We start from the raw sequence: 11357 nt of genomic DNA, 5'->3' as shown, positions 1-11357 counted from the left end.
GGCCAACGCCACCGTCGTCTTGCCCTGGATGATCTCCAGCACTAGCGCCGACTTGCGCCGGGCCGTCCAGCGCTTGATCTGTTCTTCGTCCATCACTGCACTCATCGATGTCTCCTCTGAAAGCTAACACCTGAGCAGAGTCTCAGTGGGTCATTACATAAAAGCCTGAGTTCATGGCCCAATCGAAGAACCCACCTTTGCCACCGATATAAGACTGCTTGTTCACAAGGGTGGGGGTGGATGATCCACCCTCCCGCATGTGCTGATACCACCGGGCCAGATCTGGACGCTTGATGGTGTGAAGCTTGGTTTTTGGTCCCAAAAATTTGACGAGGAAGTCAATCGCCGTCTTTTTAATGGTGTAAGTCTTCGGCAGCGTCGTGGCCTTCAAGGTAGCCAGCCAGCCGTCCCGAGCCTTTTCCATCGTAATAATTTCATCGACAGAAGCGACAGTTGGCTTTCGTTGCTCGATCAGCTCGGGTGGCAGCATGCCAATCGAGGCAACCTCAGAAGACGCTTTCCAGCCCTGAGCCTTCCGATAGAGCCGTACATCCTCTTCATTATCGATCTGCCATTGCTCGGTCACCGTCCCATCGGGTGCTTGGGTTCGATGGAGCGTCAGATCCTTTCGGCTCTGCTCTTGGGTCAAACGCTCAACGAGCGCATCCACATCCTTCGTGGTCATCCGATCCATTGGCAGTCCCCGAACTGCGTTGAAGACTTGAGCATAGCTGGATGCCAGGCCAATGGCTTGCACCTGGGCTTGGCGCAGTTCTGTGGTTCGAAGCGTTCGCTTGATGACCCATTGGCCAAGCTTGGCTTGGAGGTCTTGTGGCACTCGTTGACGGAAGGACCAACGGCCAGAAGGGGACCGGACCAACTGATGAGGAATACGCATCGGGGATGTGTCCCGATTCGTGTCCCGTCTGAGATCCTTCCAGACAGCAAAAACCCCTGATTTCTCAGAGGTTTGCGTAATCTGGCGGAGAGAGGGGGATTCGAACCCCCGAAGCGCGGTTTAGACGCTTACACACTTTCCAGGCGTGCTCCTTCAACCACTCGGACACCTCTCCGTGCCTGTCCGACCGTGGTCGAACAGGGCCGCAAATTCTAGCGGTCGCCGGCCCGTACCACAAGCTGAATCTTCTAGCCGCAGTCGTTGAGACCGGGCGTGGCACAATATCGGCTCAAACAAAGCCGGTTGCCCGATGTCTTATCTCGTTCTCGCCCGCAAGTGGCGCCCGAAGCGTTTTGCCGAACTCGTAGGCCAGGAACACGTGGTCCGCGCGCTCAGTAACGCGCTCGACAGTGGGCGCGTCCACCACGCGTTCCTGTTCACCGGCACCCGGGGCGTGGGCAAGACCACCATTGCGCGCATCTTCGCCAAATCGCTCAACTGCAAGACCGGCACCAGTGCCGATCCGTGCGGAACGTGCCTGGCCTGCCTGGACATCGACGCCGGGCGCTACATCGACCTGCTGGAGATCGATGCCGCGTCCAACACCGGCGTGGACGATGTGCGCGAGGTGATCGAGAACGCGCAGTACATGCCCTCGCGCGGCAAGTTCAAGGTTTACCTGATCGACGAAGTGCACATGCTCTCCAAGGCGGCGTTCAATGCGCTGCTGAAAACGCTGGAAGAGCCGCCCGAGCACGTGAAGTTCCTGCTGGCCACCACCGACCCGCAGAAATTGCCGGTGACGGTGCTGTCGCGCTGCCTGCAGTTCAACCTCAAGCGGCTGGACGAAGACCAGATTCAGGGGCAGATGACCCGCATCCTGGCTGCCGAACAGATCGAATCGGATCCGTCGGCGATCGTGCAGCTGTCCAAGGCCGCCGACGGTTCGCTGCGCGATGGTCTGTCGCTGCTGGACCAGGCGATTGCCTATGCCGGCGGCGCGCTGCGCGAGGACGTGGTGCGCACCATGCTGGGCACGGTCGATCGCACCCAGGTCGGCGCGATGCTGCAGTCGCTTGCCGATGGCGATGGCGCGCGCCTGTTGCAGGTCGTGGCCGCGCTGGCCGAATTTTCGCCCGATTGGAGCGGTGTGCTGGAGGCCCTGGCCGAGGCCCTGCATCGGGTGCAGGTGCAGCAGCTGGTGCCGTCGGTGGCCTTTGTCGGCGATGGCATCGACCCGACGCCGTTTGCGGCGCAGCTGCGGCCGGAAGTGGTGCAGCTGTGGTACCAGATGGCGCTCAACGGGCGTCGCGATCTGTATCTGGCGCCCAGCCCGCGCGCCGGTTTCGAAATGGCAGTGCTGCGCATGCTTGCCTTCCGCCCGGCAGCGGCGGTGCCGACCGGCGGCTCGGATGATGGGCGCGGTGTCACCGCAGGCGGTAGCGCGCGTTCGGCCGCTGCCGGCGGTCAGGCTGCGGCGCCGGCAGCGGTGGCGCCGGTGACAGCTGCGCCCACGGTAGTGGCAGCGCCTGCTGCGGTGACCGATACGATGCCTGTTGCGGCTGAGGAGGCGTCCTTGCCGGCATCAGTGGTTCGCGCAACTCCGGCTCCGGCTCCCGTTGTCGTGCTTGCCCCCCAAGCTTCTTCGCCGGCCAGTCGCGCGTTTGCAGCCAGTGCGCCTAATGACGACACGCCGCCGTGGGCAGTGGACGATGCGCCGGTGCGTGCGCAGGTCGCGCCGGCACCCGACACGACGGCCGTGCTTGCGCCTGAGGCCGCGATGGCTCCGCCTTCCGCACCTGTCGAGCTCGCACAACCGGTGACGGGTGCGTCTGACGCTGCGGTGGAAGCTCCGGCTTCGGCCACAGTGTCTTCGCGTGTCGAGCCCTCGTCGCTTGAAGAGCCGGCGGTGGCTACCTCGCCAGCAACGGCCGTGCCCGCATCAGACTCGGCGAACGACACGTCGGCCCTGCTCGATGACGGCCGCATTGCCGATGCCGAGCAATGGCTGGAGCTGGTCACGCGCAGCGGCTTGAACGGCCCGTCGCGGCAGCTGGCCGCCAACGCCGCATTTATCGGCCATCGCGATGGCGTGCTGCGGCTCGCGCTCGCGCCGGGCTTCGAATATCTCAGCTCCGAGCGCTCCATCGCCAACCTCGCGCAGGCGCTGGCACCGGTGCTGGGAAACCCGCCGCGCATCGTCGTGGAAACCGGTAGTGCCGATGTCGAAACCTTGCACGAGCGTGCCAACCGCCAGAAAGGCGAGCGCCAGAGCGCGGCCGAAACAGCTTTCATGAACGACCCGACGGTGCAGCTGCTGATCCAGCAGCAAGGCGCGCGGATCGTGCCCGATTCCATCCGCCCTTACGACGAGTAACGCCCCATGCGTGGAAACATTGCCCAACTGATGCAGCAGGCGCAAAAGATGCAGGAAAACCTGCAACGCGCCCAGGAAGAACTGGCCAAGCTGGAAGTCACCGGCACCGCTGGCGGTGGCATGGTCAGCGTGACGCTGACCGGCGCCAAGGAGTGCCGCAAGGTGCGCATCGACCCGAGCATCCTCTCCGACCAGGAGATGGCCGAGGATCTGATCGCCGCCGCCTTCAACGACGCCTCCAACAAGATCGACGCCGAATCCAAGGACCGCATGGGCTCGGCCACTGCCGGCATGCAGTTGCCGCCTGGCATGAAGTTGCCGTTCTGATCGAGGGGATTCGGGAGTCGGGATTGGGGATTCGCTAGAAGCGAAATTCGCTTCTGCATTTGCGAATCCCGAATCTCCACTCCCCAATCCCGGCCGCCCAGTGTCCTCTTTGCTCGAACAACTGATCGAGGCCTTCCGGGTATTGCCCGGCGTAGGTCAGAAATCGGCGCAACGCATGGCCTATCACGTGCTCGAGCGCGAGCGCGAGGGCGGGCGTCGGCTTGCCGCTGCGTTGGGCAGCGCGGTGGAAAAGGTGGGGCATTGCGTGCAGTGCCGCGACTTTACCGAATCGGACATCTGCACCATCTGCGCCAGCAGCAGCCGCGACCGGCAGCAGCTGTGCGTGGTGGAGTCGCCGGCTGACCGCTTGGCGATCGAGCACGCCACCGGCTATCGCGGGCTGTACTTCATTCTGCAGGGGCGCCTGTCGCCGCTGGATGGCATCGGCCCGCGCGAACTGGGTCTGGATCGGCTCGGCGAACGCCTGGCTGCCGGCGAAGTGACCGAAATGATCATCGCCACCAATGCGACGGTCGAAGGCGAAGCCACCGCCCATTACCTGGCGCAACTGGCGCGCCAGCATGCAGTGCGCCCGAGCCGGCTTGCCCAGGGCATGCCGCTGGGTGGCGAGCTGGAGTACGTGGACCGCGGCACCCTGTCGCACGCCTTCGGCACCCGTAGTGAGGTGCTTTGAGTGCCGGGATTGGGGAGTCGGGATTCGCGATTCGCAAAGGCAAACTGGCACGCGCGGTAAGCTCTCGCCAATCCCAAATGACCAATCCCCAATCCCGAACCATGACTGACACCCTCTTCGGCAAAATCATTCGTCGCGAAATTCCGGCCACCATCGTTTACGAAGACGATGAGGTGCTGGGCTTCGAAGACATCGCACCGCAGGCGCCGGTGCATGTGCTCTTCATTCCCAAGCAGCACGCCTTTCCGACCCTGGACGATGTGCCACCCGAGCAGGCGCTGCTGGTCGGCAAGCTGGCAATCGCGGCGGCGACCTACGCGCGCGCGCAAGGGCTGGCGCAAGACGGCTACCGCATCGTGATGAATTGCCGCGCGCATGCCGGCCAGACGGTCTTTCATATTCATCTGCATCTGCTGGCCGGTGCGCCGCTGGGCCGTTTCGGCACGCCGTGATGCGTCGTTCGATCGCGCGTTGCGGGCAAGCCGAGTAGCACCGCGATCGGCGCGCAGATACAAAAAACGCCGCTCCCTGCGAGCGGCGTTTTTGCAAGTAACGCAGGTCAGCGACGCATTACCACCAGCCGCGGCCCCAGCCCCAACCGCCGCCCCAGCGCGGACCCCACGGGTCGCCCCACGGGCCATACGGGTAAGCCGGCACGACTTCCACGTCGCGCACGACCGGCCACAGGTAGACCACATCGGCATTGACCTTGGGCAGCTTGTAGTCGTACTCGCCGATCTTGGTGGTTTCGTAGCCTTCGATCTTGCCGATGAAGGTCACTTCGCGGCCCGGCTCGAACACCGCCGGATCGTAGAAGCCCGAGCGGCAGGCCAGGAAGCGGCCATCGCTGGCATCCACGGCATTACGGTCGGGGCGACCGCTGGCATTGAGCGGGCGCGAGATCAGCTCGAAGCAGGTCTGGCCCTGGCCAGGCGTGGTCTTGATGATCTTGCCACCCCAGCGCACGGACGTGCCCACCTGGGCGCTGGCGGTGGAATCGCTCGGACTGACCGTAGGGAACTGGCCCTGCAGCGGCTTGGGTGCGGTGGCGCAGGCTGCGAGCCCGAGCACAGCGATAAGAGGAACAAGAAAACGGGTACTCATGAGGAAGCTCCGGTTCGCGGGCGATGCTGCAGCAAGTCTTTCAAGAGAGTGGCGCTGTCCGAATCAGCGCCAGCGTATCGCGCGGCAGCGAAACGTTGGCTGAGTGCCAACAGTGGCGTATTCGGGTGTGAGCGGGCGACACGGCGCGCCCACACACCGGCCGGTTCGTGCGGTTCACGGGCAAGGCCGAGCTTGCGGTAGCGGCGGCTCAGTCGGTGCCAGGCGCGCAGCAAGGGGTCGCGTTCACGTTCGCCACGTGCCAGCAGCCAGCCCATCCACGCCAGCGCGCTCACCGCGAACACGCCGAAGATGGCGGCCAGTTGCGAGGTGTCCAGGCGATCGATGCCGAAGGGCTGCAACAGCCGTTGCTGGCGGTCGGCGTCGAAGGACAGCACCAGCTCGTTCCACCCGCGCCGCAGCCAATCGCTGACCTGACCCAGGCTGGCCCATGCGCCGAGGTCGGTGAAGTTGTTGCCGCCGCCGGTTTGCAGGCGATCTTCGAGCGTGTCGTAGATGCGTTCGGGCGCGACTGCGGCAGTGGGGTCCACGCGCACCCAGCCACGCCCGGCCAGCCAGACTTCGGTCCAGGCATGCGCGTCCATGCGGCGTACCACCCAGTAATTGCCCAGCCGGTTGTAGGTGCCGCCGGCGTACCCGGTCACCACGCGCGCCGGGATGCCGGCCGCGCGCATCAGCACCACGAACGAGGAACTGAAGTGTTCGCAGAAACCTGCCTTTTGCTGGAACAGAAATTCGTCGACGCTGTTGCGGCCGAGCAGCGGCGTGTCCAGCGTGTAGGCGAATTCGCGAGTGATCCACTGCAGCGCGCGCTGTATCACCGCATCGTCGTTGTTGCCGGCTTCGCGACGCCATTGCCGTGCCAGCGTCAGCGTGCGCGGATTGAAACCGGGCGGCAGGGCAAGTGCACGCTTGCGCAACGGATCGGGCAGGTCGGTATCGAAGCGCGTCGGCGGTGCCGATTGCAGGTCCCAGCGCGTCAGTGCGCTCAACGGCCGTTGTGCGAACAGTTCGTAGTCCGGCGATAACTCGGCGTTGGGGACGCCCTGGGTAGGCAGATCCAGCGACACCAGCTGGCGGCGATCGGTCGGCTCGTAATCCAGGCGATAACGGTAGGTTTGCGGACCTGCGGTGACCGAAGCGGGCTGGCCGCGGCCGGTCCAGCGCGCGCGCTGCCAGGTGCGACCATCGAAGTCCCACATCACCGGGCCGCGCCAGTAGCGCTGTTGCGGCGGCGGCGCCTTGCCGGCGAACTGCACGCGCAAGGCCGGGCTGTCGTCGGCCATCAGGTCGATCCATTCGCCCGGCGACATGTTGTCCGACAGGCCAGGCCGGGAGCGCGCGCGTTCGGGCACGCCCCACAGCGGCGCACTCAGGCGCGGCAGCAACCAGAGCGTGGCCAGGGCCAGCGGCACGCCGATGGCAACCAGCTTGCCGATACCACGCAATTGCAGGCGCAGGGCCGGCGTGCCGGTGTGGTGTTCTTCGTCGGCCAGTCGCTGCATGCTCAACAAGGCGCTGACCACTGCCAGCAGTGCCAGGCCCATCGTTGCCGGGCCCTGGTCGAGCAGAAAGGCGGCAAACGGTGCGAACAACGCAAAACCCAACAGGCTGCGTGCATCGCGCAGGGGGCGCAGCTCGGAGGCCTTGATCGCCAGCATCGATGCCAGCACCGCGCAGCCGGTGTCGCGGCCAAAGCGCATGCCGATCTGCCAATACACCGCCGCCAGCATGGCGATTACCAACAACAGCCGCACCGGCGCCATCAAGGTGCCGCGCCAGCTCAGCACGCCGACCAGCATCGCGGCCACCGCGACAGTGGCCGCAACCAGGCCGGGCAACTGCAACAGCAGCGGCGTCAATGCCAGCCAACTGGTGGCCAGCACCCAGACGCGGCTGACCTTGCTGATTGGGAGGGAGGGCTCAGTCATGTGGCAGCAGGGCCAGGGCGCGCTGGCACAGGTGGTGGTGCGAAGGTCCTTGCGCGGGACCTAGCGGTGGCTGGCCGGGCAGCAGCAGGCGATAGCGGCGCCCGTCGCGCTCGGCCAGGTTGACCCAGCGGGCAAGCCGCGCAACGCGGCGCTTATATGGCAGCGCGTTGAGCGCACGCCAGTCCAGTGTGACGTCGATGCCCAGTGGCTGTTCGTATTCGCGCACCAAGAGCGCGTCGCGACGTGCCGAGTGTTTCCAGGAAATCGTGCGCGGGGCGTCGCCAGCGCGATACGGGCGCAGCTGGTGCAGCTCTTCGCCCTGTGCATGCAGGCGCGTCTTGTTGGGTGAGCCTGCACCATCGGGCAGTGCCGGACCCTGTTCTTCGGGCTTGGCGTAGGCCAGCAGTAGCGTTTCCGGCCAGACCCACGCCCAGGCGCGCACCAGGCCCAGCGGCTGGGTGCTGGACAGGCGGATGCGCTCGATATCCTGCCAGCCGCGGCGCTCGGTCAGCACCAGCAGATCGACCTCGGCCATGTCGTACTCGATCAACGCGCAGAAGCCGCTGCTGTCCAGATGATCCAGCCGCAGCCCGCGCCGTGCCCGAGTATCGCGGCGCGCCAGCGACACCCGCATGCGCAGCGGTTCGCCGGCGACCACCGGTTCGGCCGATACCGCTTCGATACGCAGTGCCGATAGCTGCAGGTGCGCCATGATGCTGCTGGCGATCCCGGCGGTGGCCAGCAACAATGCGAGCAGCAGCGCCGGGTTGTTGTTGTAGTTCAGTGCGCCCAGCAGCATCGCCAGCAACAATGCGCTGACGAACAGCCCGAAGCGGGTCGGCAACACATAGATGCGCCGCCGATCCAGCACGATCGGCAAGCCTTCCGCGCCCCGCGGCCGCGCCAGCAGGCTGAGTCGACGGACGATGCCGCGCATGTGCGCACGCACCTGGGTCAGTCCACCGGCACGCTGTGCAGCAGCGCCTTGGCCAGCGCCGGCCCGGATGACGATTCGGCTTCCGGCACCAGCCGGTGCCCGGCCACGGCCACAAACAGCGCCTGCACGTCTTCGGGCAGCACATGCTCGCGCCCAAGCAGCAGTGCATAGGCCTTGGCCGCGCGCAGCAAGGCGATCCCGGCGCGTGGCGACAGGCCCACGCGCACCCCGGCATGCTGGCGGCTACGCAGCAACAGGGCCTGCACATAGCCGATCAGCGCATCGCTGGCATGGATCTGGTTGACCACCTTGCGCAGCGCGACCACGTCGGCGTCGCTCAGTTGCGGGGCGGCCTGGGCAATCAGTTCGCGCCGATCCGTGCCCGCCAGCAGCGCGCGCTCGGCATCGGCGCTGGGGTAGCCCAGGCTCAGCCGCAGCAGGAAGCGGTCCAGCTGCGAATCGGGCAGCGGGAAGGGAAGGTGCCGGACAGATCGACCGGGTTCTGCGTGGCGATCACGAAAAACGGCTCCGGCAATGCATGCGTCACGCCATCCAGCGTCACTTGCTGCTCGGCCATCGCTTCCAGCAGCGAGCTTTGCGTACGCGGCGGGGCCCGGTTGATTTCGTCGGCCAGCAGCACGTTGGTGAACACCGGGCCGGGATGGAACTGGAACTGCCGCGAGGCCGCGTCGTAAACGGACACGCCCAGCACGTCGGCCGGCAGCAGGTCGGAGGTGAACTGCACGCGCTGGAAGCCCAGCCCCAGGCTGGAGGCCATGGCGTGGGCGAGGGTGGTCTTGCCCAGGCCGGGCAGGTCCTCGATCAACAAATGTCCACCGGACAGCAGCGCCACGAATGCCAGCCGCACTTCCTGCGCCTTGCCCAGCAGCAGCGAATTGACCTGGTCTTGTGCGCGCCGCAGCGATTGGCGCAGCGCATCGGTTAGCATTTCCGTGGAACGCAGCGGTGTCGACATCACAATTCCGTAGGTGGAAAAAAGAGTGCACAGGGCAATGCAGGGGGACCAACGCGCACATCGCACCTTCGTGATCCTGTGGACACTGGCGACAGCCGTCAAGCTATTGATCGCCGCACGCTTGCCGCTGTTCGTGGACGAGGCCTTCTATTGGCAGGAAGGCCAGCACCTGGCGGCGGCGTATTCGGATCTGCCGGGCATGACTGCCTGGCTGGCGCAACTGGGCGTGGAGCTGGGCGGACATCATCTGCTGGCATTGCGGCTGCCGTTTCTGGCCATTTCCGCGCTGATTCCCTGGTTGATCGCGCATATCGCCACGCGCTGGTTCGGCTCCACGCTGGGATGGCAAGCTGGCAGCCTGACCTTGCTGATGCCGCTGTCGGCCACGCTGGGCATTCTGGCCGTGCCGGATGTGCCGATGGCATTGGCGGCTGTGCTGTGCATGGATGCCGGCGCGCGCTTGCTGCGCGAGGTCGATGCCACCAGCGCGCTGGAGCTCGCCATTGGCCTGGTCATCGGCGCGCTCAGCCACTACCGCTTTGTCGGCGTGATCGGGGTGGGCTGCATCGCATTGCTGTGCATCCCGCAGGGGCGTGCGGTGATGCGCGACCCACGCATCTGGATGGCACTGACCGTCGGCGCGGTGAGCTGGCTGCCGCTGCTGTTCTGGAATACCGACCACGACGATGCCGGGTTGCGTTTTCAATTGGTCGACCGGCACCCGTGGCGGTTCCAGATCGGCGGGCTATGGTTTCTGCTGATCCAGACGGTGGCGGTGACGCCGCTACTGGCCTGGGCGATGGTCAAGGTTGGTCTGGCCGGCACCCGCAGCGGCGGCGGCTCGCGCGCGCAATGGCGCTATTTCGGTTTGCTCGGCGGCATTTCGACCGTGGCGATCTTCGTGCTGGGCTTCTTCAGCGATGCCGAGCGGATCAGCTTCCACTGGCCGTTGCCCGGCTACCTGGCGCTGCTGGTGCCGGTGCCCATGATCCTGATGCGCTGGCCGCATCCGCTGCGGCGTGCCGTCTGGTTGCTTGCGCTGCTGGGCATGCTCGGCGCATACGGCTACTACCTGGCGGTGTCGATGCCGTCGGTCCGCGCGCATGCCGCTGGCGAAAAATACTACCCACGCAACTTCGCTGGCTGGAACGATCTGGCGCATGCGGTCAAATCCCGGTTGGCGCAGATGCCGCCAGGCACGCGCGTGTTGGCAGAAAATTTCAAGGTGGGCGCCGAGCTCGGCTTCCAATTGCACGACGCCAAGATCGAGGTGCTGCGTGCCGACTTGAATGATAAGCACGGGCGCAGCGCGCAGCTGCAGCAGTGGGGCCTGCTCAGCGATGGCACGCGCACCGGGCCACGGCTGCTGGTGCTCTCACCCAGCGATCAGCGTTATCGCGATCTGTTGAAGCGCTATCACGCCATCTGCGACATGGTCGGCCCGCTACCGCCACCGACTATGGTCTCTACTGACCATGGTTATCAGCGCTTCCTGCTGTTCGCACTGCCTGCAAAACGCCAGCCCGGGCCGTGCGTGACCCCGGCGATGGCGTGGATCGATGCGCCGCTGCCCGATGTCACGGTGTCCGGCACGCTGCAAGTGCGCGGCTGGGCGTTCAAGGATGGCGTTGGGCTGGCGGATGTCGAGCTGCTGCTCGATGGTCGCCCGGTCGCGCAAGCTACGTACGGCACGCCGCTCGATGTGCGCCCATACTGGAAAATCTCCAACGACCCGCAGCACCCGAACGTCGGCTTCTCCGCAACGCTTGACACCCACGCCTTGCCGTCCGGTACGCACTGGTTGGGGCTACGTCTGGACGGCCGCGACGGCAGCTTGGAAGATTGGTGGGAACAACCCTTTGTTGTCGATCGGTGACGCCCGCCCACTTCGGTTCAAACGTTAGGGCGTGGCTAATAGCTTACCTGATTAGCCCTATCCCTCAGCCATGAAAGTTGCTTGCCATGCGCAAAACGCGCTCTGGGCAAGGTTTACAGCGCATCAGCGCCGTCGCCAGCCGCGGCAGCATCTGTTCCAGATCGAATCGACGGTTGAATCGATAGGCCGCTTCGGCCAAGTAGCGCCGCGCATATTTGG

At 65.3% G+C, this 11357-nt stretch carries 9 protein-coding genes, 1 tRNA gene and 2 pseudogenes; 5 read left to right on the top strand and 7 right to left on the bottom strand.

The genetic code is table 11. The features are described from left to right. From XAXN_RS23540 to XAXN_RS18175, 3 genes and pseudogenes are all read right to left on the bottom strand, one after another. Positions 1-105, bottom strand: a pseudogene (locus XAXN_RS23540) (DUF1153 domain-containing protein); the annotation flags it as partial. A gap of 37 nt (positions 106-142) precedes the next feature. After that, the gene (locus XAXN_RS23310) at positions 143-898 is read right to left on the bottom strand and encodes a DUF6538 domain-containing protein (protein WP_241148166.1); all 756 of its coding nucleotides are present in this window, start codon (positions 896-898) and stop codon (positions 143-145) included. 82 nt (positions 899-980) lie between these two features. Next, positions 981-1073, bottom strand: a tRNA-Ser gene (locus XAXN_RS18175). Between the two features lie 135 nt (positions 1074-1208). On the opposite strand from XAXN_RS18175, the gene dnaX reads away from it, so the two are divergent. The 4 genes from dnaX to XAXN_RS18155 all read left to right on the top strand — a co-directional run bounded on the left by dnaX (position 1209) and on the right by XAXN_RS18155 (position 4748). After that, entirely contained in the window at positions 1209-3275 is a 2067-nt protein-coding gene (gene dnaX / locus XAXN_RS18170; protein WP_054320577.1) for a DNA polymerase III subunit gamma/tau, read from the top strand. A gap of 6 nt (positions 3276-3281) precedes the next feature. Beyond that, positions 3282-3602: a YbaB/EbfC family nucleoid-associated protein gene (locus tag XAXN_RS18165; RefSeq protein ID WP_005913896.1), complete on the top strand. Its 321-nt coding sequence runs from the start codon at positions 3282-3284 to the stop codon at positions 3600-3602. Between the two features lie 100 nt (positions 3603-3702). Then, positions 3703-4296 carry a recombination mediator RecR gene (gene recR / locus XAXN_RS18160; protein ID WP_042821450.1) on the top strand — a complete coding sequence of 198 codons (594 nt, stop codon included), beginning with the start codon at positions 3703-3705 and terminating at the stop codon, positions 4294-4296. A 101-nt stretch (positions 4297-4397) separates the two neighbouring features. After that, a complete protein-coding gene (locus XAXN_RS18155; RefSeq protein WP_042821451.1) occupies positions 4398-4748 on the top strand; it encodes a histidine triad nucleotide-binding protein in 351 nt (116 codons plus the stop codon). A 118-nt stretch (positions 4749-4866) separates the two neighbouring features. Here XAXN_RS18155 and XAXN_RS18150 read toward each other — a convergent pair whose 3' ends face one another. The 4 genes and pseudogenes from XAXN_RS18150 to XAXN_RS18135 all read right to left on the bottom strand — a co-directional run bounded on the left by XAXN_RS18150 (position 4867) and on the right by XAXN_RS18135 (position 9262). Further along, the gene (locus tag XAXN_RS18150; RefSeq protein ID WP_054320576.1) at positions 4867-5400 is read right to left on the bottom strand and encodes a Slp family lipoprotein; all 534 of its coding nucleotides are present in this window, start codon (positions 5398-5400) and stop codon (positions 4867-4869) included. After that, positions 5397-7349, bottom strand: coding sequence for a transglutaminase TgpA family protein (locus XAXN_RS18145; RefSeq protein WP_054320575.1), 1953 nt, complete (start codon positions 7347-7349; stop codon positions 5397-5399). Before XAXN_RS18145 ends, XAXN_RS18150 begins: the two co-directional genes overlap by 4 nt. After that, a complete protein-coding gene (locus XAXN_RS18140) occupies positions 7342-8298 on the bottom strand; it encodes a DUF58 domain-containing protein (protein WP_054320574.1) in 957 nt (318 codons plus the stop codon). The genes XAXN_RS18145 and XAXN_RS18140 overlap by 8 nt, the downstream gene beginning before the upstream one ends. 5 nt (positions 8299-8303) lie before the next feature. Continuing rightward, positions 8304-9262: pseudogene (locus XAXN_RS18135) on the bottom strand (AAA family ATPase). Between the two features lie 37 nt (positions 9263-9299). Here XAXN_RS18135 and XAXN_RS18130 point away from each other — a divergent pair. Then, the gene (locus XAXN_RS18130; RefSeq protein ID WP_054320573.1) at positions 9300-11138 is read left to right on the top strand and encodes a glycosyltransferase family 39 protein; all 1839 of its coding nucleotides are present in this window, start codon (positions 9300-9302) and stop codon (positions 11136-11138) included. The last annotated feature ends 219 nt before the right edge of the window (positions 11139-11357 follow it).

The sequence above is a fragment of the Xanthomonas axonopodis genome, from assembly GCF_001304695.1.
Taxonomy (GTDB): domain Bacteria; phylum Pseudomonadota; class Gammaproteobacteria; order Xanthomonadales; family Xanthomonadaceae; genus Xanthomonas; species Xanthomonas axonopodis.
Note: the sequence above shows the minus strand (reverse complement) of the source record. Positions and strands in the feature narration are given on the sequence as shown.

Excerpts from the sequence above, each read along its gene's own strand:
- XAXN_RS23310 (WP_241148166.1), bottom strand. The coding sequence starts at position 898 with ATGCGTATTCCTCATCAGTTGGTCCGGTCCCCTTCTGGCCGTTGGTCC.
- dnaX (WP_054320577.1), top strand. The coding sequence starts at position 1,209 with ATGTCTTATCTCGTTCTCGCCCGCAAGTGGCGCCCGAAGCGTTTTGCC.
- XAXN_RS18165 (WP_005913896.1), top strand. The coding sequence starts at position 3,282 with ATGCGTGGAAACATTGCCCAACTGATGCAGCAGGCGCAAAAGATGCAG.
- XAXN_RS18155 (WP_042821451.1), top strand. The coding sequence starts at position 4,398 with ATGACTGACACCCTCTTCGGCAAAATCATTCGTCGCGAAATTCCGGCC.
- XAXN_RS18150 (WP_054320576.1), bottom strand. The coding sequence starts at position 5,400 with ATGAGTACCCGTTTTCTTGTTCCTCTTATCGCTGTGCTCGGGCTCGCA.
- XAXN_RS18145 (WP_054320575.1), bottom strand. The coding sequence starts at position 7,349 with ATGACTGAGCCCTCCCTCCCAATCAGCAAGGTCAGCCGCGTCTGGGTG.
- XAXN_RS18130 (WP_054320573.1), top strand. The coding sequence starts at position 9,300 with ATGCAGGGGGACCAACGCGCACATCGCACCTTCGTGATCCTGTGGACA.